Source organism: Allobosea sp. P1_A7 (assembly GCF_056406775.1).
The window spans coordinates 15,494-39,764 of the sequence record NZ_JBFTZN010000018.1 but is presented as its reverse complement, the minus strand read 5'-3'; the positions used below and the strand labels follow the sequence as shown (position 1 = coordinate 39,764).

The following is a 24,271-nucleotide window of genomic DNA, read 5'->3' as shown; positions in this document are numbered from 1 at the left end:
CCATTGCGGTGGCCGCCACTGGGATGGACTGCACATGTCATCGAGAATGCTACCCGGCGCCGGGCGAAGCCTCCGCGTTGCGCCTGAAGACGCCTTGGGACGGAGGACCGGCATGCTGGCCTCCGACAACTGGTCTTTCTTCCGCGCCTGGATCGGTGCGCCGTTGCGTGTCGCTTCGGTGACGCCGTCGGGCACCGCCCTGGCGGATCTGATGACACAGGAGGTCACGCCGGAAACCGGGCCTGTCATTGAACTTGGACCTGGAACCGGCGCATTTACCCAGGCGCTCATCAGGCGAGGCGTGCCCGAGCACGACCTGACCCTCGTCGAGTTCGGGCCCGATTTTGCGCGGCTGCTCGAAATGCGCTTTCCCGAGGCCCGTGTGCGCTGGATGGACGCTTCACGCCTTCGCGAAGCCGCTCTTTACGAAGCAGGAGGGGTTGGCGCCGTGATCAGCGGCCTTCCCGTGCTTTCGATGCCGCCACGAAAGGTCATCGCCATTCTCAGGGGCGCGTTTGGCTATTTGCGGCCGGGCGGCGCCTTCTATCAGGTCACCTATACGACGCGCTGCCCCATCCCGAAGCCAATCCTGGATCGCCTCGGCCTTCGCGCAACACGGATCGGCTCGACATTGCGCAACATCCCGCCGGCGGCAGTTTACCGGATTGCCCGGCATCGCCCCTCGCGGTCGAGTCTGGTCTGAAAAGGTCGAACGACAGTTAACGCGCGCCTCCGCTCTGCGTCATCAGGCCGCCTGACTATCCCTCGTTGCAACCGGGCGTTCGAGATCCTGCGTCCAGTCGGTCATCGAGCCGTCATAGAGCGACACCTCGTCGTTCCCCAGAAGTTCGGAAAGCACGAACCAGTTCAGCGCTGCAGTGTGGCCGGTGTTGCAATAGGAAATCGCAGGTCCGTTCGGCACGCTGGAAAACAGGGCCGACAGGTCGCCTGCAGGTTTCAGGCGACCGGTCGAGAGATCGAAGGCCTCTGCGTAGTCACGCGAAATCGCGCCTGGAATATGCCCGGCGCGCGTCGCTTCCGCAGCCTTCTCGCGGCCCTCGAAATAGCTCGCCGAACGGGCGTCGACCAGGGTCGCGAGCCTGCTCTTCGAGGCGACGAGGGCGGCATCGGCAGTGCTGCGCAGCCGCTGCTGCACGACGACGGGATAAGGCTCGGCCGGTTTTGGCGCGGATGGACCGGCTTCGATCGGTCGCGACGGGTCGGCGCTCCACGCCCGGAATCCGCCATCGAGAATGGCCTGCTGGCCATGGCCGATCAGCTTCAAGGTCCAGTAGACCCGCGCAGCTGCGGCGAAGTCGGTCGCGCTGACGCCTGCCGGTACGATGACGACATCGTCATGCGGCTTGATGCTGAGGCTGCCGACCAGCCCGGCCAGATGATCGAGCGGCGGCAGCATGCCCGGTGCATTGCCGACCTTGGCGCGCCAGCCGTCGGCGACGTAATTGGTGTGCACGGCGCCTGGGATATGTCCCGCCTCATAGGCCGCCTTTCCGCCACCATCGACCGATGAGCGGATGTCGAGAACGACGAGGTTGCTGTCGGCCAGGCGCCGGGCCAGGGCCTCAGGCGTGGTCAGTCCGGAGAAGGTATCGCTCATTCCGCCGCCACCTGCTGCAGTTCATCGACAACTTCGAGCGCGTAGCTCATCTCGGCCGTCGCCCCGAGCATGATCGAGGCGGAGCAGTATTTTTCCTTCGACAATGTGACAGCGCGCTCGACCTTGGCTTGCGCCAGCCCGCGGCCGGTCACGCGATAGGAGAGATGGATCTTGGTGAAGACCTTCGGGTCTTCAGTCGCGCGCTCGGCCTCGACTTCGACCTCGCACCCCGTGACGGCTTCGCGGCCCTTCTTGAGGATCGAGACGACATCGAAGCCGGTGCAGCCCGCGAGACCGATCAGCAGCATCTCCATCGGCCGGATGCCGATATTGCGCCCGCCATATTCCGGAGCGCCATCCATGATGATGGCGTGGCCGCTGCCGGCCTCACCCATGAAGGCCATGCCCTCGACCCAGCTTGCCCGTGCTTTCATCGTCGTGTCCTCTCAAAGCCTGACTCGGCGAAAGACTTAAACGGTCGGCGGCGATGAGGCGAGGGTGGTGTCACGCCGCGGCAAACAGGCTGCCATGGGTGATCCGCAAGCGCACCCGTTCGCCGATGGCCGGTGCGACCTGGCTTGCGAGATCGACATCGATCCGCCGGATCAAGCCTTCAACGGCAATCTCGGCGCGCCGCAGYGGCCCGTTGCGGCGCAAATCCTCGACCACGCCGGGGAGGGCGAGCGGGGTATCGTCAACGATGCGCATATGCTGCGGCCGGACATAGAGCGAGGCGGCCCCGCCCTGGTTCTGCTGCAGGCCGCCAAGGACCGGCCGATTGCCGAAGAAGGCCTGCCCGCCGACGACCTCGACAGGGAGCTTGTTCGCCTCGCCCAGGAATTCGCAGACGAAGGGCGTCGCTGGATGGTCATAGACGTCATCGGGCGAACCGACCTGCTCCAGCCGCCCGTCGTTCAGGATCGCGACGCGGTCGGCCAGCTCGAGGGCCTCTTCCTGGTCATGGGTGACGAAGAGGGTGGTGTGGCCGGTGCGCCTGTGAAGGTCGCGCAGCCAGCCGCGCAAATCCTTGCGGACCTTGGCATCGAGCGCTCCAAAGGGTTCGTCGAGCAGCAGCACGCGCGGCTCGATGGCGAGCGCGCGGGCAAGGGCGACGCGCTGGCGCTGGCCACCGGATAGTTGCGTCGGGAAGCGCCGCTCAAGCCCGCCGAGCTGGACGAGCTCGAGCAGTTCGCTGACGCGCCTGGAGATTTCGCTCGCGCTCGGCCTCTCGCTCCGCGGCCGGGCCTTGAGGCCGAAGGCAATGTTGGACGCGACATCCATATGCCTGAACAGCGCGTAGTGCTGGAAGACAAAGCCGATCCGCCGCTCGCGCAGGCTGAGTCGGCGCGTATCGGTTTCGTCGAACAGCACGCGGCCATCATCGGCCTGTTCGAGCCCTGCGATCAGCCGCAGCAGCGTGGTCTTGCCCGAGCCCGATGGGCCGAGCAGCGCGACGAGTTCGCCGGGCTGCACGTCGAGCGAAACGCCGCGGAGGGCGGCAAAATTCGAGAAGCTCTTCTGGACGCTCTCGATGGTTACGGCAACGGACATTGGTAGCCTCCGTCAATGGCGCGACTTGGCGGAGATCGCATCCGCGAAGTGCCATTCGAGATAGGTCTTGAGGGCGAGCGTCACCAGTGCAAGCCCGGCCAGCAACGAGGCGACGGCAAAGGCAGCGACGCTGTTGTATTCATTGTAGAGAATCTCGACATGCAGCGGCATCGTCGTGGTCAGCCCCCTGATCCGGCCGGACACGACCGTGACGGCGCCGAACTCGCCCATGGCGCGTGCGTTGCAGAGCAGCACGCCGTAGAACAGGCTCCACTTCACATTCGGCAGCGTGATGGTGAGGAAGGTGCGCCAGGGCGAGGCGCCCAGCGTCAGGGCCGCCTCTTCGTCGCTCGAGCCGAGCGCCTGCATGTGCGGAATCAACTCGCGCGCAACGAAGGGGAACGTGACGAAGATCGTCGCCAGCACCAGCCCGGGCAGCGCGAAGATGATCTCGATATCATGGGCCTTGAGCCAGGGCCCGAGAAAGCCCTGCGCGCCGAAGAGCAGAACATAGACCAGGCCCGAGATCACCGGAGAGACCGAGAAGGGCAGGTCGATGAAGCTGATCAGCAGGCTCTTTCCCCGGAACTCGAACTTGGCGATGGCCCAGGCGGCGGCGACGCCGACGACCAGATTGAAGGGCACCGCGATGGCGGCGACCAGCAGGGTCAGGCGAACGGCGCTCAGGGCATCCGGCTCCGTAATGCTCTCCAGGAAGAGCCCATATCCCTTCGCAAAGGCTTCGATGAAGACCGCGATCAGCGGCAGGAAGAGGAACAGCAGCAGAAAGCCCAGTGCCAGGCTCAACAGCAGGGCGCGGATCCAGAAGCCGTCGCGCAGCGCGCGGTCGGTCTTGTAGATGGCGGCCGGCAGCGGCGTGTCAGACATGACCCAGTCTCCCGCGGCTCCAGGACTGGATTCCATTGATCGCCAGGATCAGCGCGAAGGAGACGATCAACATGATCGTCGCGACGACGGAAGCCCCCGCATAGTCGAACTGTTCCAGCCGGATCACGATCAGGAGCGGGGCGATCTCGGAGAACATCGGCACGTTGCCCGCGATGAAGATCACCGAGCCGTATTCGCCGACGGCACGGGCGAAGGCGAGGACGAAGCCGGTCAGCAACGCTGGCACGATACCGGGAAGGATGACCCTGAAAATGGTGCGCAACCGGCTGGCGCCAAGCAGTGCGGCGGCCTCCTCGATATCCGCATCGGCTTCCTCCAGCACTGGCTGCACGGTCCGCACCACGAAGGGCAGGCCGATGAAGACGRGCGCCACCATGACGCCGAGCGGGGTATAGGCGACCTTGATGTTGTAGGGAGCCAGCAGGGCACCGATCCAGCCGTTCGGCGCGTAGATCGAGGCGAGGGCGATGCCTGCGACAGCGGTCGGCAGCGCGAAGGGCAGGTCGACCGCGGCATCGAGCAGCCGCCGGCCGGGGAAGCGGTAGCGCACCAGAACCCAGGCGATGATCAGCCCGAAGATGGCGTTGAGGATCGCGGAAAACAGGGCAGCGCCAAAGGACAGCTTCAAGGCAGCCTGGGTGCGGGCCGAGGTGATGATCGCCCAGATATCAGCGGGGCCAGCGCTTGCCGCCTTGAGGAAGAGTGCCGCGAGCGGGATGAGCACGATCAGCGACAAGGCGCTGATCGTGATGCCGAGCGACAACCCGAAACCGGGAAGGATGCTAGGCTGCCGCCAGGAGCTGGCCGTTACCGCCACGCGGTCACCGCGCCGGCTTGTAAAGCTGATCGAAGGTCCCGCCATCGGCGAAATGATCCTTCTGTGCCTTGGTCCAGCCACCGAAAACGGTGTCGATGGTGATCAGCTCAAGCTTGGGGAAACGCGCGAGGTCCTCAGCTGCCGCGGCCTCCGTATTGCGCGGCCGGTAGAAGTTCTTCGCGATGATGGCCTGTGCAGCCGGCGTATAGAGGAATTCGAGATAGGCCTGGGCTGCGGCACGCGTTCCCTTGGCATCGACATTGCCGTCGACGATCGTCACCGGCGGCTCTGCCAGGATCGAAAGCGAGGGCACGACGATGTCGAACTTGTCGGCGCCGAATTCCTGCAGCACGAGGAAGGCCTCGTTTTCCCATGACAGGAAGACGTCACCCTGGCCGCGCTGGGCGAAGGTCGTGGTCGAGCCGCGCGCGCCCGTGTCGAGCACCGGCACGTTCTTCAGCACGKCGGCGATATAGTCACGCACCTTCGCCTCGTCCTTGCCATAGGCCTTCTCGGCCCAGGCCCAGGCCGCGAGATAGTTCCAGCGTGCGCCACCCGAAGTCTTGGGGTTCGGGGTGATGACGCTGATGCCGGGCTTGGCGAGGTCGCCCCAGTCCTTGACGGCCTTGGGGTTGCCCTTGCGGGTCAGGAACACGATCGTCGAGGTGTAGGGAGAGGAGTTCTGGGGCAGGCGCTTTTGCCAGTCGAGCGGGATCTTCTTCGAGCGCTCGGCAACGGCGTCGATATCGCCCGCCAGCGCCAATGTCAGCACGTCGGCATTGAGCCCGTCGATCACGGTGCGGGCCTGGGCGCCCGAACCACCATGCGACTGGCGGATCGTCAGCTTCTGCCCCGTCTTCTTCTGCCACTCGGCGGTGAAGGCGGTGTTGATGGCGCGGTAGAGTTCGCGGGTCGGATCATAGGAGACGTTGAGCAACTCGCTCTGGGCGCGAGCGCCGCTGACGATACCGAAGCAGATGGAAAAGGCGCCGACGATCAGGGCTGCCTGGATTATCCGGCGAATGCGCTCTTGCGTCATGTCAGTGCTCCGTCGAAATCAATGCCGTCAGCTCATATGAGCGGGCAACCGTTCTGAATAACAAACAAAGCGTACTGAATTGGCGGTATTTCCTCAACCTACCGGTGCAGGTAGCCCCTTCCAAACTTTGCCCCGTCCGGAGAAAACGTCTCTCCTTTCAAGGCGTTCCAAGGCAGATGCGGCAATCGCGTCGTTCAGGCGAGGCCGGACACAAACCCGCATATCGGGCGTCCGCCGATTCGATCGGCCGGTCAGGCGCTGCGCAGAGTCTGCAGATCGAGCGCCTCGGCTGCAACACCTTCGAGCGCGCGTCCGATCAGCACAAGCAGCGGCCCTTTGGGCGGCAGCTCGCCAAGCCGCTCCGGCAGGGTGGCGATCGTTGCGCGCAAACGCGCTTCGCCGGGCTGCGTCGCGGCGACCACTGCGATCGCCGGCGTCTCGGGGGCGAGACCAGCGGCAATCGCCTGCTCGCGGAAGGCGGCCAGGGTGTTCCGCGCCATATAGATCACGGTCGTCGCATGAGGATCGGCAAGAGCTCGCCAGTCGAGATCCTCGGGCAGCGTCCCCGTGCGGGCATGGCCGGTCACGAACTGCAACCGCCTGGCATGGTCGCGGTGGGTCAGGGAGAGGCCGAGTGATGCCGCCGCCCCCTGAGCCGCCGAGATGCCGGGCACCATGACGACGGGAATACCGGCCCGGGCGCAGGCTTCGATCTCCTCGCCGGCGCGGCCGAAAATGCCGGGATCGCCGCCCTTCAGCCGCACGACATGCTTGCCGTGGCTCGCGAGCGAAACGATCAGCGTGTTGATGTCGTCCTGCTTGACGGAGGGACCATAGCCGGTCTTGCCGACCAGCATGCGTTTGGCCTCCCGGCGGGCGAATTCCAGCACGCCCGCGGAGACGAGGTCGTCATAGAGGATGATGTCGGCGCTCTGCAGCGCGCGGATCGCCTTCAGGGTCAGCAATTCCGGATCGCCGGGGCCAGCGCCGACGAGCGTGACCCTGCCGATGCCCTGATGGCCGCTCTCGAGACGGTCGAGTTCGGTAAAGAGCTCCGCTTCGTCGTGGGATTGCGGCGCGCGTTCCGGTTCCGCCATGGCGCGGCGGGTGAATTTCTCCCAGAAGGCACGACGCAGCGCGAAGGGCAGGTCGCGGGCCTGAACTGCAGGCCGCCACTCCTTGGCGGCCTGCGCCCAGTCCTTGAGACCGGCGGGAAGCAGGGCTTCGATCTTGGTACGGATGGTCTGGCCAAAAACGGGCGAGGCGCCGTCGGTCGAGATCGCGACGATCAGCGGGGACCGATTCACGACCGACCCAAAGGCGAAGTCACAGAATTCCGGCTTGTCGACGACGTTGACCGGCACGCCGGCCTGCCGTGCGGCGGCCGCGAAGGCGTGTGCCTCCTCGTCCTCTTCGATCTCGCCGATGGCCAGCGCCGCGCCATCGAAGTCGCCCGGCTGCCAGTGGCGGCTGTACAGGGTGATCCCGGCAGCAGGCGGGTCAGCGACGAGACTGTCGAACAGGTCCGTCTCCACACCCGCAAGAATGAGGAGAYCGGCTCCAGACGCCGCGAGCAGCTCGGCCTTCCAGAGCGCACCTTCGCCCGTGCCCGCCAGCAAGACCTTGCGCCCGTCCAGCTTGTGGAACAGCGGCAACGTTGCCAGCCGCTCGATGCGGCGCGCAGTCGTCGGTTCGGGCGCTCTTTGCGTCATCGCGTGGTTTCTGCCGCCTTCAGGTCGACCGGCCGATCCGGTGCGCCAGCCGGCGGCATCAACAACCAGAATCCGGCAAGCGCAAGGATGATAAGCCGAAAGCAAATATCGAACCAGCGTTCATAGGGGCGAGGCGGAATCGCGCGCAACAGGTCGCCGTCCATGCAGTCCTCCCTCAAATCCTCACCCTCGCGGGCGCGCTGGCAGCCTGCCTCGCTCTGCGAGAACCTGGCCATGAATCAACCTGCCGCAGCGCGGGCCGCGCGCCGCTGGTCGAGAATGTTGCGGCCGTCGCCGTAGCCGCGCTGATAGCCATGGCTGATCCGGCCGGCCGCGCTCAGCCATTGATCGACCGGCTGGCGCGCTGCACTGGTCTCCGGCAGTTCGATCTCGTCGAAGCCGCATGAGAGCGCATAGGCGAACTGGTCGGCGATCAAGGGGCCGCTGGCGCGCAGGGTTCCGGTGAAGCCGTGGTTGCGAATGAGCTTGGCCAGGCTGAAGCCGCGCCCGTCCGAGAAGGCCGGGAAGGCAACGCTCACCAGCGAGAGCTGCCGGAGGACAAGCTTGAGTTCGGCGATCCGGATATGATTGGGCACGCTCACGCCGATGCGCTGGTCACGGGCTTTCTGCCGCAGCGCGTCCGGCAAAGCCTCCCAGTCGACGAGGGCATGCGAGAGGTTGTCGATGGCAGCCCCTTCGCTGCGCGTCCAGACATCCGTCTTGGTGCCGGAGCGATCAAGCAACAGCATGGGCGGTCTCCTGGAAAGCGGCTTTGAAAGGTCCAAGGCCGAGCCGGCGGACGGCATCGATAAAGCTCTCGTTCGCCTGGCGCGTCTCGACATAAACATTGACGATGCGTTCGATCGCATCGGGCACGTCCTCGGCGGCAAGGCCTGGGCCCAGAATCTCGCCGATGGCCGCGTTCTCGGTTGCGTCGCCACCGAGCGTGATCTGGTAGGATTCGATGCCGCGCTTCTCCAGGCCGAGAATGCCGATATGGCCGACATGGTGGTGGCCGCAGGCATTGATGCAGCCGGAGATCTTGATGTTCAGCTCTCCGATCTGGCGCTGACGCTCGGCATCCGCGAAGCGATGCTGGATGGCCTGGGCGATCGGGATCGAGCGCGCTGTCGCCAGCGCGCAATAATCGAGCCCGGGGCAGGAGATGATGTCGGTGATCATCCCGACATTGGCGGAGGCCAGGCCCGCTTCGCCGAGTTTCTGCCAGATCGCAAAGAGATCGCGTTGGCGCACATGCGGCAGGACGAGGTTCTGCGCATGGGTGACGCGCAGTTCGTCATGCGAATACTGCTCGGCCAGGTCGGCGACGAGCCGCATCTGCTCAGAGGTCGCGTCGCCCGGCGCCTGGCCTATCGGCTTCAGCGAAATGGTCAGCGCTGCATAGCCAGGGGCCTTGTGCGGAGCTGTGTTGACCTCMACCCAGCGCGCGAAGGCCGGATTGGTGGCCTTGGTCGCTTCCAGCACGCGGCTGACGGCGGGCAGGGCCTCGTAGGTTGGCGGAGCGAAATAGGCGGCGATGCGTGCGACTTCCGCCGGGTCGGCATTGACGGAGGGACCGTCGAGCCGTGCGAACTCCTCCTCGACGCGCCGCGTGAATTCCTCGGCGCCAATCTCGTGGACCAGGATCTTGACCCGAGCCTTGTACTTGTTGTCGCGGCGGCCTTCGAGATTATAGACCCGCATGATCGCCTCGAGATAGGCGAGGAGGTCGGCCTTGGGCAGATAGTCGCGCACCACCTTGCCGATCATCGGCGCGCGGCCGAGACCGCCGCCGACACTGACCTCATAGGAGATGGCATTGGTGTCCGGGTGCCGCCGCAGGCGCAGGCCGATGTCATGCGCCTTGATCACGGCCCGGTCATGCTCGGCCCCTGTCACCGCGATCTTGAACTTGCGCGGCAGGTAGCTGAACTCGGGATGCAGGCTCGACCATTGCCGGATCAGTTCGGCGGTCGGGCGCGGGTCCTCGATCTCGTCCTGCGCGACGCCGGCGAAATGATCGGCCGTGACATTGCGGATGCAGTTGCCCGAGGTCTGGATGCAATGCATCTCGACCTCGGCAAGGAGATCCAGGATCTCCGGGATGTCACGCAGTTTCGGCCAGTTGAACTGCAGGTTCTGGCGCGTGGTGAAATGGCCATAGCCGCGGTCATAGCGTTCGCCGATCAGGGCGAGCTGGCGCAATTGGCGCGAAGACAGCGTGCCGTAAGGCACCGCAATGCGCAGCATATAGGCGTGGAGCTGCAGGTAGACACCGTTCTTCAGCCGCAGCGGCTTGAACTCGTCCTCGGTCAGCGAACCATTGAGCCGGCGGCCGACCTGATCCCGGAACTGGGCGACCCGCTCGCGGACGAAGCGCGCATCGAATTCATCGTAGCGATACATGTCTCAGGCCCTCCGCTCGGCTGCGATACCGTCCCCGGCCTGCTTGCCGAGATCGGGACGGTTGCTCGGTCCGAGCGTCTTCATGCGTTCGCGATAATGCCGTGGCACCGGCCCGCCGGCCTCGATCGCGACATCGACGAGGTAGGCATCGACGACATGCTGGGCTGCGAATTCGCTGACGGCATAGGCCTCCAGCCGCGCCGCTGCCGCATCGTCGGCTGCGACCAGCGCAAGCGCGGGATCGCGCGTCCAGGCGAGCGCACCGGCGGCAGCAACCGAAGCGAAAACGACATCGCCATCAAGCAGATCATTGGCGAGAAGGATTGCCGGAAGAGGCGGGCGCTTGGGGGCAGCGGCCATCACGCAGCCTCCGCCAGGGTCAGCGTCAGGCCGTCGAGATCATCGGACCAGATGATCTGGCACGAGAGCCGGGAGGTCCGTTCAATCAGCGGCAGCGTATCGAGTGCGTCGATCTCGTCCTCGCGCGGCTCGGGCAGGCGCTCGGCCCATTCCGGCGAGACGATGACATGGCAGGTGGCGCAATCGCAGGAACCGCCGCAGACGCCTTCGATCCCGACGCGATAGTCGCGCAGGATTTCCATGACCCGCCAGCCTTCGACGGCCTCGAGYTCATGCGGCTGACCCTGCCGGTCGATGACGTTGAGAATGGCCACCTTCAGCGCTCACCTTGTTCGCTATTCCGAACATCTCAAATACGGCAGCGCAGCGGTGGGTTCAATTCACGTTTGGTAGCGTGTTTTTTCTTATTCCCGTGGAAAAGGAGGATATTTGTCTTTGCCGCAGCTGCAGAAGGGGCGGGGGCGAAATAATCCTCTCACCGCCAAGATGACGCTAGACCAGTCCGCCGAGCCGGTAACCGACGCCGGGTTCGGTCTCGATCAGCTTCGGGCTCGTCGGGTCCTGCTCGAGCTTCTGGCGGAGCTGACCGACGAAGACGCGGAGATACTGCACATCGTGCTCATGTGCCGGCCCCCAGACGGCAGTGAGGATCTGGCGATGGGTCAGTACCCGGCCATTGCCGCCGGCGAGCGAGGCGAGCAGGTCATATTCCTTTGGTGACAGCTTCACATGCGTACCGTCGCGGCTGACGCGTCGATTGACGAGATCGATCTCGACGGCACCCGAGCGGATCACCGCGTCCGCACCCTGACGCTCGATGCGGTGACGCAGCGCCACGCGCAGCCGTGCCAGCAATTCGCCGACCCCGAACGGCTTTTCGACATAGTCATCGGCACCGGCATCGAGCGCATCGATCTTCTCGGTCTCGCGATCCCGCGCCGAGAGGATGATCACCGGGCCGTCATAAAAGGCCCGCGCCTTGGCCAGCGCCTCCTTGCCGTCCATGTCGGGCAGACCGAGATCGAGCACCACCGCATCCGGCGGCTTTCGTGCAAGCTCGCGCAGGCCGGCTGCGGCGTCATCGGCGCGAACCGGCTCGTAACCGGCGGCATCGAGCGCCGGAGCCAGGAAGCGATGGATCTGAGGTTCATCGTCGATGACGAGGATACGAGGGCGAAAGGCTGTCATGTCGTGACTCCGGGCGCGCTGTCCTTGCGCAAGCTGATCAGGATGCGGGTGCCGCCGGGTGTTCCGTCCGGACGGTCCTGGATCGGGCTCGCGGCTGCGATCCGCCCGCCCATCGCCTCGACGAAGCCCTTGGAGATGGCGAGGCCGAGGCCGGCGCCCTTGCCGCGTTCCCCGCCACGGTCGGTCGATTCCTCGAGCCTGCGGAACTTCTCGAAGACGCGTTCCAGCTCGGCAGTGGGGATACCGCGACCTTCATCCTCGATCGAGATCACGACATTGCCCCTGTCCTCATAGGCCGCCGTCTCGATCAGCGAACCGTCCTCGCTATAGGTGATGGCATTTTCCAGGATGTTGACCAGAGCCTGCTCGAGCAGGCCGGGGTCGGCCCGTACGGCCGAAAGCGCAGCGGGAAAATCGCGCTGGACGCGGCGGTGATCGAGGCGGCGCGAGACGCGCTCGATCGCAGCCGCGATCACGTCGCGCACATCCGTCCAGTCGCGGCGCGTCACCAGCGCTCCGCCTTCCAGCCGCGACATGTCGAGCAGATCGCCGACATAACGATTGAGCCTTTCGGCCTCCTCGCGGATCGAGAGCAGCAGGTCGTCGCGCACCGCGGGCTCGACCGTCTTGCCGAAGTCGATCAGCGTCGTCGCCGATCCGAGCACCGTCGCCAGCGGCGTGCGCAGATCATGGCTGACGGAGTTGAGCAGCGCCGAGCGCAGCCGATCACTGCGGCGGAGCGCCTCGGCATCGACGGCCGCGGCGGCCAGTTCGGCCCGCTCCAGCGCGATAGCCCCCTGATCGAGCAGCGCCAGCGCGAAGCGTTCGTTCTCGGCATCGAGCAGCGCTTGCGGTTCGAATCCGACGACGCCCGAGCGCGAGCGCACGCCCTGCAGCGCGCGGAATGTCCAGGCAGCATTGGGCAAGGTGCCGGTGCCGGCGCCGGCAGGCTCGCCGCGCGTCCAGGTCCAGCGCGCCGCGGTCATGTCTGCTGTGCTGAGCGCCTCGAGCGCAGGCGCTCCGGCCGCCGCGGCGATTTCCTCGCCATGCGGCAGGAAGACGACGATTTTGCCGGACGTCGCGGCCGAAAGCTGCTCGGCCAGGATCGTGGCTGCATCCTCCTTGCGCGCGGCTCCCGACAGCCGCCGGCTCGCGGCGAGCAATGCGGTGATCGCCGAGGCTCGTCGCGCCGTCGCCCTGGCCTGATCGCGAACCCGACCCGTCAGGCCACCCGTCGTCATCGCCACCGCGAAGAAGACGAGGAATGTCAGGACATCCGCTGGATGGCCGATCCAAAAGCTCAGCAGCGGCTCGAGGAAGAAGAAATTATAGGCAACCGCGGCGAAGGCTGCGGCCGTGACGGCTGGCCAGAGACCGAATGCGAGTCCCGATATCAGCACGCTGACCATGAACAGCATGGCGAGATTGGCATTCTCGACACGGTTCTGGATCATCTCCCCGATAAGGATCGTGCCACCGACCAGCGCAGCGGAGGCGAGGTGGCCGCCCCATTGCAGCGCGCGCTTCGGAACTGGGGACGACGGGACGGCAGGCCCGGACGCGCTCTCGGTGATGATGTGCAGCGCCGCGCCGTTCTGTGCCTCGAGCAGGGCTGGTGCCAGCGACCGGTGGAACCAGGCGCGCCAGCCCCGGCGGTGCGACTTGCCGACGACGATCTGGGTGACGTTGTTGCGCCTGGCATAGTCCAGCACGGTGGCGACGAGATCGTCGCCTGTCAGCACGACATTGGCTGCGCCGAGCTGTTCTGCGAGCTTGAGCGCTTCCGACAGGCTGCGGCCGCGAGCGGAATCCGGCTCGACGCGGTTCGGTCGCTCGACATGCGCCACCGTCCAGGGCGCGTCCATCATCATGTCGGAGAGGCGCCGTCCCGCGCGCACCAGCGAACTCGCCATGGCGTCCGGCCCGATCAGGACCAGGATGCGCTCGCCGGCCGCCCAGGGGCCTTCGACGCCGGCACGCTTCATCGCCTGGCTGAGCTGGTCATCAACGGTCTGGGCGGCGCGGCGCAAGGCCAGTTCGCGCAGCGCAGTCAGGTTCTCGGGCTTGAAGAAATTGTCGGCGGCGAGCCGCGCCGTCTCGGGCAGATAGACTTTGCCCTCTGCCATGCGCTGGCGCAGTTCGGTCGGGGTGATATCGATCAGCTCGATCTCGTCCGCCCGGCTGAGGACGCTGTCCGGCACCGTTTCACGCTGGCGCACGCCGGTGATCTTCCAGACCACGTCGACGAGGCTCTCCAGATGCTGGACATTCAGCGTCGTCCAGATGTCGATACCGGATTCGAGCAGTTCCTCGACATCCTGCCAGCGTTTCGGGTGGCGGCTGCCGGGAGCGTTGGAATGGGCATATTCGTCGACGAGCAGGAGGCGCGGTTTGACGGCCAGCGCCGCATCGAGGTCGAATTCCAGCAAGGTCCGGCCGCGATGCTCGATCGGTCGGCGCGCCATGACCTCGAGACCGTCGAGCAGGGCCTCTGTCTCCCGCCTCCCATGGGTCTCGACCACGCCGACAAGGACCTCGCCATGCTCGGCCTGGGCGCGGCGGCCCTGGGACAGCATCTCGTAGGTCTTGCCGACRCCTGGAGCCATGCCCAGAAAAATCTTGAGCCGGCCGCGTTTGCGGCCGGCCTGCGCCAGAAGGGCATCGGGATCGGGGCGTCCCTGCTCCCGGAATCTGGTCTCGTCTGCAGTCATAACTCTGGGCTCATGGCACCTTAGCTTGCGGCTTCGGATAACGCGCGTCGAGGGCGAGATTCGCGGTCAGCACGTTTACACGCGAGCGACCGAGAAAGCCGAAGGTCGGCTCCTGCGTGTTCGCTGCGATGATCGCCGCAACCTCGTCCGGGGCGATGCCGCGGGTTTTGGCGATGCGAGCGACCTGGCGGGCCGCGTTCTCCGGCGAGATATGGGGATCCAGACCCGAAGCGGAAGCGGTAACCGCATCGGCCGGGAGGGAACTCTTCCCGTCCGCCTCCCGCAGCGCGTCGGCATCGGCCTTGATCCGCGCAGCGAGGTCCTCGTTCAAGGGGCCTAAATTCGAGCCCGACGAACCGGCGGCATCATAACCGTCCTTGCCGGCGGCGGAGGGGCGAGGACGCAGATAGGCGTCGCCCTTGAAGTTCTGGCCGATCCACTGCGAACCGACGATCTCGCCTTGGGTATTGCGGATCAGAGAACCGCCGGCCTGGGACGGGAAGGCCGCGCCGGCGATACCGGTCACGCCGAGCGGATAGGCGAGGCCGAGGAGGAGGGTGAAGAACACCATCGAGGCGATGGCGGGACGAAGATGGGACAACATGGTGGTGCTCCTTGTCCGCGGCGTCAGGCGAGCTTCAGGGCTGTGACGATTATGTCGATCAGCTTGATGCCGACGAAGGGCGCGATCAGCCCGCCGATGCCATAGAGGGTGAGGTTGCGCGAAAGCAGCTTGGCGGCGCCGATGGCGCGATAGCGCACGCCGCGCAGGGCCAGCGGGATCAACGCGATGATGACCAGCGCGTTGAAGATCACGGCAGAGAGGATGGCGCTGTGCGGGCTCGTGAGCCCCATGACGTTGAGGGCGCCCAAGGCCGGCAGCGCGGCCACGAACAGGGCCGGGATGATCGCGAAATATTTGGCGACGTCGTTGGCGATCGAGAAGGTGGTCAGTGCTCCACGCGTGATCAGGAGCTGCTTGCCGACCTCGACGATCTCCAGGACCTTGGTCGGATCGCTGTCGAGATCGACCATATTGCCAGCCTCGCGGGCGGCCTRCGCACCGGTCTGCATGGCGACACCGACATCGGCCTGCGCGAGCGCCGGGGCGTCATTGGCGCCGTCGCCGCACATCGCGACGAGACGGCCCTTGGCCTGCTCGGTGCGGATCATGCGCAGCTTGTCTTCCGGCGTTGCCTCGGCGAGAAAATCGTCGACGCCGGCTTCGGAGGCGATGGCCGCAGCGGTAACGGGATTGTCGCCGGTTATCATCACGGTGCGCACACCCATGCGGCGAAGATCGGCGAAGCGATCCTTGACGCCAGGCTTCACCACATCCTTGAGGTGGATGACGCCAACCAGCGCACCGTTCTCGCTGACCGCGAGCGGCGTACCGCCCGAGCGGGCGATGCGGTCGACCGCGTGGCGCATCTCGGTCGGAACCTGGCCGTCGCGCAGATCGAGCATGGTCAGCACGGCATCGACAGCGCCCTTGCGCCAGGACTGCCCGTTATCGTCGAGGCCCGACTGACGCGTCGTCGCGCTGAACGCGATCGCGGTCGCATGGTCCGGAATGCTGGCGGTAATGCCTTGCTCCCGCGCCAGCTCGACGATCGAGCGGCCCTCGGGGGTCTCGTCGGCGAGAGAGGCCATGAGCGCGGCGCGCAGCGCATTGTCCGGGCGAACGCCCGGCGCCGGGATGACCTCGACCGCCATGCGGTTGCCGAAGGTGATCGTGCCGGTCTTGTCGAGCAGCAGCGTGTCGATGTCGCCCGCGGCTTCGACTGCGCGCCCGGAGGTCGCGAGCACGTTGACCTTGAGCAGCCGGTCCATGCCCGCGATGCCGACCGCGCTGAGCAATCCGCCGATCGTGGTCGGGATCAGCGTGACGAAGAGCGCACCGAGCACCATGGGATCGAGCGAGATGCCCGAGAAGGCACCAAGGCCGGTCAGCGTGACGACGGCCACCAGGAAGACCAGCGTCAGGCCGGCGAGCAGCACGGCAAGCGCGAGCTCGTTGGGTGTCTTGCGCCTGTCGGCGCCTTCCACCATCGCGATCATGCGATCGAGGAAGGAGGAGCCCGGCTGCGACGTGACCTTCATCTTGATCCAGTCGGAGACCACCGTGGTGCCACCGGTGACGGCCGAGCGGTCGCCGCCGCTCTCCCGGATCACCGGAGCGGACTCGCCGGTGATCGCGGCCTCGTTGACCGACGCGACACCCTCGACGATCTCGCCATCGGCCGGGATCACATCGCCGGCCTCGACCAGCACGAGATCGCCCGGAACGAGCTTGTGGGCCGGGGTCGGGATCATCGCATTCCGCTCAGGGTCGATGATCAGCTTGGCCTTGGTGGTGACGCGGGCGGCACGAAGCGAATCCGCCGCCGCCTTGCCACGCCCCTCGGCAATGCTCTCGGCAAAATTGGCGAAGAGCACGGTGAGCCAGAGCCAGGCCGCGATCTGGATCGAAAATCCGGCAGGAGCGCCGGTGGAAAGGGCGACCGCGGCGGAAACCGTCGCGAGCGCCGCGACGACCTCCGTGGCCAGGATCACGGGATTTCCGGTGAGCTTGCGCGGGTCGAGCTTGACGAAGGCGCTCTTCAACGCCGTCAGCACGACGCCCTGATCGAAGCTGGAGGATTTGACGAAGGACATACTCATGGAAGCTTTCCTTTGTCGGCTCAACGAGCCGCCGCAAGCACCTGGAAGTGCTCGACGATTGGTCCGAGCGCGAGCGCCGGGAAGAATTGCAGGCCACCCAGGATCAGGATGATGCCGATCAGCAGGCCGACGAAGAGCGGGCTGTCAGAAGGCAAAGTGCCGGCGGTGGGCTGGAGTTTCGGCTTGGCCGCGATGGCGCCCGCGATGGCGAGCACCGGAATGGCATAGGCGAAGCGGCCGAGCAGCATCGCGATGCCGAGCGTGGTGTTCCACCAGGGCGCATTGGCGGTCAGGCCGGCATAGGCCGAGCCGTTGTTTCCCGTCGCCGAGGAGTAGGCGTAGAGGATTTCGGTCAGACCGCGCGGCCCCTTGTTGAGCAGTCCCTCGAGCGCGACCGGCAGCACCGCAGCGATTGCGGAGAAGCCGAGGATCGAGAGAGGCAGGATGAGCACCGCCAGCATCGCGAACTTGATCTCACGTGCCTCCACCTTCTTGCCGAGATATTCCGGTGTGCGCCCGACCATCAGGCCGGCGACGAAGACCGCGAGCAGCGCCATCACCACCATGCCGTAAAGGCCGGAACCGACGCCGCCGGGCAGAATCTCGCCGAGCTGCATCAGGAACATCGCAACGCCGCCTCCGAGCGGCATGTAGCTGCCATGCATGGAATTGACCGAGCCGTTCGAGGCACCCGTGGTCTGGGCGGCCCACATGGCCGACGTGGCGGCGCCGAAGCGGACTTCCTTGCCTTCCATGTTGGCGGAGGCATCGGGGATGCCAGCGGCGATCATTGCCGGCTGCGGCGTCAGCGTCTCGGACGCGTAGATGGCCGAGGCCGCGACGCCGACGAGGATCGCCATGACCGCAATCAGCGCGCGCGCCTCGCGGCGTGCACCGGCGACACGGCCAAAGGCGATGACCGTGCCGAAGGCGAGCGCGTTCAGTGAAACCACCTCGATCAGGTTGGTCAGCGGAGTCGGATTCTCGAGCGGGTGCGCCGAGTTGACGTTGAAGATGCCGCCGCCATTGGTGCCCCATTGCTTGATGGCTTCCTGGCTCGCGGTCGGGAACAGCGAGATCACCTGCTTCGCGCCTTCGACGGTCGAAGCCTCGACATTGGCGAGCAGTGTCTGCGGCACACCGGCCGCGACCAGCGCGAGGGCCGTGACGATGGACAGCGGAAGCAGGACGTAGAGGACCGAACGGGTCAGATCGACCCAGAAATTGCCGAGGCCCTCGCCGCGATCCGTCGCGAAGGCGCGCGACAATGCAGCGGCGACCGCGAGGCCAGCGCCGGCCGAGACGAAATTCTGCACGGTGAGCCCAGCCATCTGGCTGAGATTGCTCATCGTTGTCTCGCCGCCATAGGACTGCCAGTTCGTGTTGGTGACGAAGCTGACGGCGGTGTTGAAGGCGAGGTGCGGCGACAGCCCGTCAAAGCCTTGCGGATTGAGCGGCAGCACGCCCTGAAGGCGCAGCAGCCCGTAGAGCAGCGCAAACCCGGCGGCGCTGAAGGCAATCAGCGCGCCGGCATAGCCGAACCACCCTTGCTGCCGGCTGCGGTCGACGCCGAAGGCTGCATAGGCCACGGCTTCGACCGGTTTCAGCACCGGATCGAGCCAGGTTCGTTCGCCCGCCCAGACGCGAGCCATGAAGATTCCAAGTGGCCAACCCACGGCCACAGTCAGCGCGATCGTGAAAACGATCTCGGCCCAGCCCCGCCAGTCCATGCGAGGTCTCCTTTATGAAAGCTGTGTCAGAAGCGGTCGGGGCGCAGCAGCGCAGCGACCATGTAGACCGCGAGCCCAAGCGCCGCGGCCCCGTAAAGCCAGGTGAGCGCCATGGTCGTCAGACCTTGCGCAACTGCGCAGCATAGGCCGCGAAGAGCCCGAAGGCTCCGAGCCCGAGCGCAATGAAGACGATGTCGGCCATGGCCAATCTCCAGTCAGGTTAGACCGGAGATGTGGTGCCTGGGGCAGTAAGGGGTCGAGGGGAAAGGCAGGGGAGAGGCATAAGGGTTCCATAAAGATCGCCTGCAGCAACGATCTTTCGCTGGTCACTGGCGTTGGGCCTTGCAGGGGCCCGCGGAGCGATGGTCATGACCATTCAGGAGATGCCGGCATCAAAGGCCTATCGCCTGCTTGAGGCCGGACCGATCGTTCTCGTCACGACATCGGACGAGGGGCGGCCGAACGTCATGACCATGGGTTTCCACATGGTGATGCAGCATGCGCCACCGTTGATCGGCTGCATCATCGGCCCGTGGGATCACAGCTACAAGGCGCTGCGCGCGAGCGGCGAGTGCGTGATAGCGATCCCGACCGTCGACCTAGCCAGGAAGGCGGTCGATATCGGCAATTGCTCGGGCGGTGAGATCGACAAGTTCAAGCGCTTCCGGCTCACTGCCAGGCCCGCGAAGGACGTCACGGCGCCGTTGATCGGCCAATGCCTCGCCAATATCGAGTGCCGCGTTGCCGATCGGAGTATGATCGAGCGCTACAATCTCTTCATTCTCGAAGCCGTGCGGATCTGGGTTGACCCGGAACGGAAGGAACGCCGGACCCTGCATCATCGCGGCGACGGTACCTTTGCGGTCGATGGCAAGATCATCGACCTGCGCGAGCGCATGGTGCTGTGGAAGCAGTTCCAGGGCTAGGCCCAACGCACGCCGCGCCGCGTGTGCAGGGGGCTCGAAGCAGCACTCACCAGTACAAGGGGCGTCCCCCATAGGGATAATAGCCCCACCCGGGCCCTCCTGCTTGTTCGAAGCGATAGAGGCGTGCAGCCGAGCGTGCCAAATCGACGTCGAGCAGGCATTTGGCAAATGCGTCGGTGCCTGACCGGAAGCCATAGGATCGGCAACGCACTTCGTCGGCGCTACGCTGTTCTGCCGCAGTGATGGTTTGGCAGGCAGCGAGGCCGCCGGAGATCAACACCATGGCGAGTAACGAGGCTCTCTTCATGATGCGGCTCCTACGCAGGCAACGGCTTGACAGCTTTTGCCGCATTGATGGCCAAGATATGGCTAGATGGGCTGCCGCGCCAATGCGAGCAGCCCATTTATCGCCGCAAAATCCCTCAATGCGCGGATTGGCCGGCCTCTGGAATCTCGTAGCCGTCAGAGGCATAGGCGCCCAGCTTATTGCGGAGCGTTCTGATCGATATGCAAAGCATGGCGGCTGCATGGGTGCGATTGCCGCCGGTTTCCTTCAAGGTAGCGAGGATCAGATCGCGCTCGACATCTGCGACAGGTCGTCCGACGAGATGTTCGGCACCGTTCTCAGGGTCGAAAGCCTGCATGTCATCTTCCCTTTGTGAGCCCCCAGCTCCAACTCAGAAGACGATCCAAAAGGGGGCGAAAAGGGTTAATGAGAGGTAAATGACCATCGCAATCACGCGATCTTCTGCAACGATGCTGCCGTGGACCGGGCACCAATCCAGGGAAGCTGGCGCGCCGGGGCGGCCTGGTTGCGATGAACTCAAGACTTCATGTTCTGATCGCGCAAAAGCGCGCTTCTACATGGAAACAGTTGGCAAAATGGCGGCGGCCKGGGCCGCCGCCAGATTGGGTCAGCTCTTGAGCTTGGCGTTGCACTGGCTCCAGTAGCCGCCGCCCTTCTCGATCCATTTCAGGGTGCCGTTGGCGTTGGCGGTTTTGTTGGCATTGTATTGATCCGCGCAGGTCTTCAGCCGAGCCTTGCCGGGCGACTCATCCGAGTATTTCTGCGCGACGGTCTTGGGGAACACTGCCGCCTTTGCCCGCGCAGGAGCGGCGGTCGGCTTGGCTCCGGGCGTTGTCGGCGCGGCAGCTGGAGCCGGAGCTACGGGAGCATCCTGGACAGTTGCGGCCGCATCGCTCTCTGCGGCATCGTCATCACCGCACTGAGCCTTGCGGAAATCGTTCCACTTCTGGCCCTTCAGAGTATTCGCCTTCTTGGCGTCCTGATATTTCGTACTGCATTCCTTCATCGTCAGTGCCTGGGACGGTGAGGAAAAGACGGTCGCGAGCACGAATGCCGACGCGGCTGCCAGGATCACTTGTCTAGCCATGGTCTGGTCTCCCAATGCCCGGCCACTGCCGGCGTGGAGATGGCACTCTATTTTCGCGGTTCAGGCAAGCGTCGAGGGTAAGATCCTGCGACCGCGCAGCCGCAGGCCCTTTGCCTGGCGCAAGGTCGAGACCGGTTTCGCCGATATCGCCGCCGCGCTCGCAGTGCGGTGCGCCTATCCGAGCTCCAGGGTGGTCACGCCGAACAGCTCGGGCGCCAGAGGAAACGGTGTGCCCAGATACATTCGCGTCGTCTCGAAACCAGGCCGAAGGCCGGCACCGACCAACGTGTCGATGAACCGCTGCCGCGCGGCTGGAACGTCGATATGGAGATCACCTTCGGCAGAAGAACCCAGATTCTGCACCAGCGCGGTGGCCGTCGCGTCGTCGACTGCTGTGAGCGCACCGATCTTCCAGCCCGAGCGGCACTTGCGCATCACGCCGTACCCGGTGACCGCGCCATCCGAGATTGCGACGCGCGCATGATGCGGKGGCATGAGCCAGTGCGTCAGGAAGGTTTCCCGCGTCTCCGGAAAGCTCCTGCGATCAAAGGCCATGATCTCGCGCAGGAGATCCGGGGTGACGCCGTCCACCGTCCGGCTATCAGCCAGGCCGCGCGCAAAAGTGCCTCCGAAACGAATGGTTCGGTAAGCGGGCGCAAAGCCCTTTCGTCGGTAATTCTCGAATTGCTCGTCGACCCCATCGAGCCCGATTATGCGCCCATCGAGCCGCGCCATGCCTGCGTTCCAGACGGCCTTGCCATGGCCTTGGCCGCGCATGTCCGCGCGGCAGATGTAGAGGCCGATGAACCCATAGGTCGTTCCATAGGCAACCGCCGAGATGCCGGCGACCATCTCGCCATCGACGAAGCCGCCGATGAAACCCTCAGGGTCGGTCGCACGGAACGCGGCCGCGTCATTGAGGCCGGGATTCCAGCCCTCCGCGGCAGCCCAGTCCATGAGTTGCTCGACTTCGAGCATCTCGAGCTTGCGAATGATGCGCTCGCTCATCTCGCTGGAAGCCTTTGCGGCGTAGGGATCCACATGGGACAGATCTAACGCTTCGCGCTCGGCATTGCATAGACACCGCGCTCCGAGGGCGTCAGCCAGGCTGTCGTTGTTCAGGCCGGGGCGTGAGCCTTCAGATGGCGGGCGTAGCGGGTGAGCGGCAGACAGAGGACGAAATAGATCAATGCAACCAGGCCGTAGACGGTGAGAGGCTCAAAGGTCGCGTTGGAGATGGCGTTGGAGGTTCGCATCAACTCGTCGAAACCGATGATCGAGGTCAGCGCCGTGCTTTTGACGAGCTGCACGAGATAGCCGACCACGGGCGCCCGTGTGATCGCAAAGGCCTGAGGCAGGATCACCAGCCGCATCTGATGGGGATAGTGCAGGCCGAGGCTCTTGGCGGCATCCCATTGGCCCTTCGGCAGGGCCTCGACCCCGCCGCGCCAGATCTCCGCGAGATAGGCGCTGGCGCAAAGGGTCAGGGCGACGACGGCAGCGGACCAGGGTTCGATGCGGAAACCGATCAGCGGAAGCCCGAAGAAGACCAGGAACAGCTGCATCAGCAGGGGCGTGCCCTGGAAGAGCCCGATATAGAGATCGGCGACATGACGCAGCCAGTGACGGGATGAGACCCGCGCCAGCAGGATCGCCATCCCCACCACGCCACCGCCGATGAAAGCGACAATCGAGAGCAGGACCGTCCAGCGTGTCGCGAGCAGCAGGTTGCGCAGGATGTCCCAGAAGGTGAAGTCCATCAGGATGCCCCCCCGATCAGGAATTTCCGTCCGGAGAGGCCGAGGATGCGGCGCAACCCAATGCTCAACGCCAGATAGACCATGGTGACGACGAAATAGGTCTCGAAGGCGCGGAAGCTGCGCGCCTGCAGCATGTCCGCCTCATAGGTCAGTTCGCGCACCGAGATCTGCGACACCGCCGCGGATTCGAGCATCATGATGATGACCTGGCTCTGCAACGCCGGGAAAATCACCTTCAGCGCCTGCGGCAGGACAATCTTGACGAAGACCAGCGCGGGTCGCAGCCCAAGGGCGCAGCCCGCCTCCCTCTGACCGTTGGGCACGGCATCCAGCCCCGCGGCGACGATCTCGGTGCCATAGGCCGAGAGGTTGATCGTCATCGCGAGGATTGCTGCGACTGCAGGATCAAGCCGCAGGCCAAGGCTGGGCAGGCCGAAGAAGATGAAGAACAGCTGGACCAGAAACGGCGTGTTCCGGATCAGCTCGACATAGCTGCCGACCATGCCGCGCAGCCAGGGAGAGCGGCTGCGCACCGCCGCTGCCCCCAACACGCTGCAGACTGTACCGAGCACGGTCGTGACGGCGATCAACCCCACCGTCGCCATCGCGCCGCGCGCGATGGGTTCGGAGGCCTGGCTCAGCCAGTCGAAGTTGAGGCTGTAGGCCAAGCTTCAGAGATCCTTGGGATCAAGCGGCTTGCCGAGCCACTTGAGCGAGGCCTTGTTCAGCGTGCCGTCGGCAAGCAGCTTGGCGACAATCTCGTTGAGTGCCTGCTTGAGACGCGGCTCGTCCTTGTTCAGCGCGATATGGTCCGGCGACGTCATCAGCTGGAATTTCTGCTCTGGCTTCAACGTGGTCTGGCGCGAGAGCACCTGGGCGCCGACATCGTTGCCGACGACCATCAGCTGCGCCTGGCCCGAGATGAAGGCCTGGATGACTGAGTTGTAGCTATCGAAGCGCTTGATGTCGGCGGAGGGCGGCGCAGCCTCGGTGAGCGAGGTGTCTTCCAGCGTGCCGCGGCTCACCGCGATCGACTTGCCGGCGAGGTCTGCCTTGCCTTCGACCTTTACGGCCTGCGGTCCGATGACGGCGATGTAGTAAGGGGCGTAGGCGGCGGTAAAATCGATGACCTTCTCGCGTTCGGCGCTGTGGCCGACGCTGAGCAGGATGTCGACGCGACGCTCGGTCAGATACGGAATGCGGTTCTGGCCGGTTACGTTGACCAGGTTGAGCTTCACCTTCAGCGCGTTGGCTATGGTCTCGGCGATGTCGATGTCATAGCCCTTGAGACTCATATCGGCGCTGGCCGATGAGAAGGGCGGAAAATCCGCGAAGACACCGACCTTCAGGGTGCCTGCCTTCGTGATGTCGTCGAGAGCGTCGGCACGAACCGGGGCCGTCGCAAGGCCGATGCCGGCCAGCAGGCTGAGTGCCAGCAGCGATGTCTTGATCGAGGAGGTCGTGGTCATATCGTTCATCCTTCCCT

General features: G+C 65.1%; 26 protein-coding genes and 1 pseudogene. 2 read left to right on the top strand and 25 right to left on the bottom strand.

Features of this window, described 5'->3' with window-relative positions; translation table 11 throughout:
* Positions 1-112 precede the first annotated feature (112 nt).
* A complete protein-coding gene (locus AC1D34_RS04900) occupies positions 113-703 on the top strand; it encodes a class I SAM-dependent methyltransferase (protein WP_476823639.1) in 591 nt (196 codons plus the stop codon).
* Positions 704-745: 42 nt separating this feature from the next.
* Here the strand turns inward: AC1D34_RS04900 and AC1D34_RS04895 are convergent, their stop codons facing one another.
* The 18 genes from AC1D34_RS04895 to kdpF all read right to left on the bottom strand — a co-directional run bounded on the left by AC1D34_RS04895 (position 746) and on the right by kdpF (position 18,818).
* Positions 746-1,618 (bottom strand): sulfurtransferase, encoded by an 873-nt coding sequence (locus AC1D34_RS04895; RefSeq protein WP_476823638.1) that lies wholly within the window; start codon positions 1,616-1,618, stop codon positions 746-748.
* Entirely contained in the window at positions 1,615-2,052 is a 438-nt protein-coding gene (locus tag AC1D34_RS04890) for an OsmC family protein (RefSeq protein WP_441491699.1), read from the bottom strand. Before AC1D34_RS04890 ends, AC1D34_RS04895 begins: the two co-directional genes overlap by 4 nt.
* Positions 2,053-2,122: 70 nt before the next feature.
* Positions 2,123-3,169, bottom strand: coding sequence for a sulfate/molybdate ABC transporter ATP-binding protein (locus tag AC1D34_RS04885; RefSeq protein ID WP_441491698.1), 1,047 nt, complete (start codon positions 3,167-3,169; stop codon positions 2,123-2,125).
* 12 nt (positions 3,170-3,181) lie between these two features.
* Positions 3,182-4,057, bottom strand: coding sequence for a sulfate ABC transporter permease subunit CysW (gene cysW / locus AC1D34_RS04880; RefSeq protein ID WP_441507659.1), 876 nt, complete (start codon positions 4,055-4,057; stop codon positions 3,182-3,184).
* Positions 4,050-4,940, bottom strand: coding sequence for a sulfate ABC transporter permease subunit CysT (cysT, locus tag AC1D34_RS04875; RefSeq protein ID WP_476823637.1), 891 nt, complete (start codon positions 4,938-4,940; stop codon positions 4,050-4,052). The genes cysW and cysT overlap by 8 nt, the downstream gene beginning before the upstream one ends.
* Positions 4,900-5,934, bottom strand: a complete 1,035-nt coding sequence (locus AC1D34_RS04870; RefSeq protein ID WP_476823636.1) for a sulfate ABC transporter substrate-binding protein — start codon at positions 5,932-5,934, stop codon at positions 4,900-4,902. Before AC1D34_RS04870 ends, cysT begins: the two co-directional genes overlap by 41 nt.
* 251 nt (positions 5,935-6,185) lie before the next feature.
* Complete coding sequence (gene cysG, locus AC1D34_RS04865; protein WP_476823635.1) at positions 6,186-7,646, bottom strand: siroheme synthase CysG; 1,461 nt, start codon at positions 7,644-7,646, stop codon at positions 6,186-6,188.
* Positions 7,643-7,810 carry a hypothetical protein gene (locus AC1D34_RS04860; protein WP_176733396.1) on the bottom strand — a complete coding sequence of 56 codons (168 nt, stop codon included), beginning with the start codon at positions 7,808-7,810 and terminating at the stop codon, positions 7,643-7,645. The genes cysG and AC1D34_RS04860 overlap by 4 nt, the downstream gene beginning before the upstream one ends.
* Positions 7,811-7,885: 75 nt before the next feature.
* Positions 7,886-8,395 carry a DUF934 domain-containing protein gene (locus tag AC1D34_RS04855; RefSeq protein WP_441491693.1) on the bottom strand — a complete coding sequence of 170 codons (510 nt, stop codon included), beginning with the start codon at positions 8,393-8,395 and terminating at the stop codon, positions 7,886-7,888.
* A complete protein-coding gene (locus AC1D34_RS04850; RefSeq protein ID WP_476823634.1) occupies positions 8,382-10,052 on the bottom strand; it encodes a nitrite/sulfite reductase in 1,671 nt (556 codons plus the stop codon). The genes AC1D34_RS04855 and AC1D34_RS04850 overlap by 14 nt, the downstream gene beginning before the upstream one ends.
* A gap of 3 nt (positions 10,053-10,055) precedes the next feature.
* Positions 10,056-10,412: a DUF2849 domain-containing protein gene (locus tag AC1D34_RS04845; RefSeq protein ID WP_441491691.1), complete on the bottom strand. Its 357-nt coding sequence runs from the start codon at positions 10,410-10,412 to the stop codon at positions 10,056-10,058.
* Positions 10,412-10,726 carry a 2Fe-2S iron-sulfur cluster-binding protein gene (locus AC1D34_RS04840; protein ID WP_441491690.1) on the bottom strand — a complete coding sequence of 105 codons (315 nt, stop codon included), beginning with the start codon at positions 10,724-10,726 and terminating at the stop codon, positions 10,412-10,414. Before AC1D34_RS04840 ends, AC1D34_RS04845 begins: the two co-directional genes overlap by 1 nt.
* Positions 10,727-10,904: 178 nt before the next feature.
* On the bottom strand, positions 10,905-11,600 hold the full coding sequence (locus AC1D34_RS04835) for a response regulator (protein ID WP_441491689.1): 696 nt from the start codon (positions 11,598-11,600) through the stop codon (positions 10,905-10,907).
* Entirely contained in the window at positions 11,597-14,311 is a 2,715-nt protein-coding gene (locus AC1D34_RS04830; RefSeq protein ID WP_441491688.1) for a DUF4118 domain-containing protein, read from the bottom strand. The genes AC1D34_RS04835 and AC1D34_RS04830 overlap by 4 nt, the downstream gene beginning before the upstream one ends.
* 10 nt (positions 14,312-14,321) lie before the next feature.
* Positions 14,322-14,915: a potassium-transporting ATPase subunit KdpC gene (kdpC, locus tag AC1D34_RS04825; RefSeq protein ID WP_476823633.1), complete on the bottom strand. Its 594-nt coding sequence runs from the start codon at positions 14,913-14,915 to the stop codon at positions 14,322-14,324.
* A 23-nt stretch (positions 14,916-14,938) separates the two neighbouring features.
* Entirely contained in the window at positions 14,939-16,975 is a 2,037-nt protein-coding gene (kdpB, locus tag AC1D34_RS04820) for a potassium-transporting ATPase subunit KdpB (protein ID WP_476823632.1), read from the bottom strand.
* Positions 16,976-16,995: 20 nt separating this feature from the next.
* Positions 16,996-18,705, bottom strand: coding sequence for a potassium-transporting ATPase subunit KdpA (kdpA, locus tag AC1D34_RS04815; protein ID WP_441491685.1), 1,710 nt, complete (start codon positions 18,703-18,705; stop codon positions 16,996-16,998).
* Between the two features lie 26 nt (positions 18,706-18,731).
* Positions 18,732-18,818 (bottom strand): K(+)-transporting ATPase subunit F, encoded by an 87-nt coding sequence (kdpF, locus tag AC1D34_RS04810; protein WP_069880828.1) that lies wholly within the window; start codon positions 18,816-18,818, stop codon positions 18,732-18,734.
* A 261-nt stretch (positions 18,819-19,079) separates the two neighbouring features.
* Between kdpF and AC1D34_RS04805 the strand changes: the two genes are divergently transcribed.
* Complete coding sequence (locus AC1D34_RS04805; protein ID WP_441491746.1) at positions 19,080-19,631, top strand: flavin reductase family protein; 552 nt, start codon at positions 19,080-19,082, stop codon at positions 19,629-19,631.
* A gap of 46 nt (positions 19,632-19,677) precedes the next feature.
* On the opposite strand, the gene AC1D34_RS04800 is transcribed toward AC1D34_RS04805, so the two are convergent.
* The 7 genes and pseudogenes from AC1D34_RS04800 to AC1D34_RS04770 form a co-directional block, all read right to left on the bottom strand.
* The gene (locus AC1D34_RS04800) at positions 19,678-19,938 is read right to left on the bottom strand and encodes a hypothetical protein (protein WP_476823631.1); all 261 of its coding nucleotides are present in this window, start codon (positions 19,936-19,938) and stop codon (positions 19,678-19,680) included.
* 115 nt (positions 19,939-20,053) lie between these two features.
* A pseudogene (locus AC1D34_RS04795) lies at positions 20,054-20,242 on the bottom strand (helix-turn-helix domain-containing protein); the annotation flags it as partial.
* A 303-nt stretch (positions 20,243-20,545) separates the two neighbouring features.
* Positions 20,546-21,025, bottom strand: a complete 480-nt coding sequence (locus AC1D34_RS04790) for a hypothetical protein (RefSeq protein WP_476823630.1) — start codon at positions 21,023-21,025, stop codon at positions 20,546-20,548.
* 174 nt (positions 21,026-21,199) lie between these two features.
* Entirely contained in the window at positions 21,200-22,033 is an 834-nt protein-coding gene (locus AC1D34_RS04785) for a GNAT family N-acetyltransferase (protein WP_441491682.1), read from the bottom strand.
* Between the two features lie 110 nt (positions 22,034-22,143).
* A complete protein-coding gene (locus AC1D34_RS04780; RefSeq protein ID WP_441491745.1) occupies positions 22,144-22,788 on the bottom strand; it encodes an amino acid ABC transporter permease in 645 nt (214 codons plus the stop codon).
* Complete coding sequence (locus AC1D34_RS04775; RefSeq protein ID WP_441491681.1) at positions 22,785-23,453, bottom strand: amino acid ABC transporter permease; 669 nt, start codon at positions 23,451-23,453, stop codon at positions 22,785-22,787. The genes AC1D34_RS04780 and AC1D34_RS04775 overlap by 4 nt, the downstream gene beginning before the upstream one ends.
* A gap of 3 nt (positions 23,454-23,456) precedes the next feature.
* A complete protein-coding gene (locus AC1D34_RS04770; RefSeq protein ID WP_441508755.1) occupies positions 23,457-24,254 on the bottom strand; it encodes a transporter substrate-binding domain-containing protein in 798 nt (265 codons plus the stop codon).
* Between the last annotated feature and the right edge of the window lie 17 nt (positions 24,255-24,271).

What these genes read in the sequence shown, in the direction of transcription:
- AC1D34_RS04860 (WP_176733396.1), bottom strand. Translation starts at nt 7,810, where the DNA reads ATGGACGGCGACCTGTTGCGCGCGATTCCGCCTCGCCCCTATGAACGC.
- kdpF (WP_069880828.1), bottom strand. Translation starts at nt 18,818, where the DNA reads ATGGCGCTCACCTGGCTTTACGGGGCCGCGGCGCTTGGGCTCGCGGTC.
- AC1D34_RS04895 (WP_476823638.1), bottom strand. Translation starts at nt 1,618, where the DNA reads ATGAGCGATACCTTCTCCGGACTGACCACGCCTGAGGCCCTGGCCCGG.
- AC1D34_RS04855 (WP_441491693.1), bottom strand. Translation starts at nt 8,395, where the DNA reads ATGCTGTTGCTTGATCGCTCCGGCACCAAGACGGATGTCTGGACGCGC.
- kdpA (WP_441491685.1), bottom strand. Translation starts at nt 18,705, where the DNA reads ATGGACTGGCGGGGCTGGGCCGAGATCGTTTTCACGATCGCGCTGACT.
- AC1D34_RS04900 (WP_476823639.1), top strand. Translation starts at nt 113, where the DNA reads ATGCTGGCCTCCGACAACTGGTCTTTCTTCCGCGCCTGGATCGGTGCG.
- AC1D34_RS04845 (WP_441491691.1), bottom strand. Translation starts at nt 10,412, where the DNA reads ATGGCCGCTGCCCCCAAGCGCCCGCCTCTTCCGGCAATCCTTCTCGCC.
- AC1D34_RS04800 (WP_476823631.1), bottom strand. Translation starts at nt 19,938, where the DNA reads ATGAAGAGAGCCTCGTTACTCGCCATGGTGTTGATCTCCGGCGGCCTC.
- cysW (WP_441507659.1), bottom strand. Translation starts at nt 4,057, where the DNA reads ATGTCTGACACGCCGCTGCCGGCCGCCATCTACAAGACCGACCGCGCG.
- kdpC (WP_476823633.1), bottom strand. Translation starts at nt 14,915, where the DNA reads ATGTTGTCCCATCTTCGTCCCGCCATCGCCTCGATGGTGTTCTTCACC.
- AC1D34_RS04790 (WP_476823630.1), bottom strand. Translation starts at nt 21,025, where the DNA reads ATGGCTAGACAAGTGATCCTGGCAGCCGCGTCGGCATTCGTGCTCGCG.
- AC1D34_RS04890 (WP_441491699.1), bottom strand. Translation starts at nt 2,052, where the DNA reads ATGAAAGCACGGGCAAGCTGGGTCGAGGGCATGGCCTTCATGGGTGAG.
- AC1D34_RS04770 (WP_441508755.1), bottom strand. Translation starts at nt 24,254, where the DNA reads ATGACCACGACCTCCTCGATCAAGACATCGCTGCTGGCACTCAGCCTG.
- AC1D34_RS04835 (WP_441491689.1), bottom strand. Translation starts at nt 11,600, where the DNA reads ATGACAGCCTTTCGCCCTCGTATCCTCGTCATCGACGATGAACCTCAG.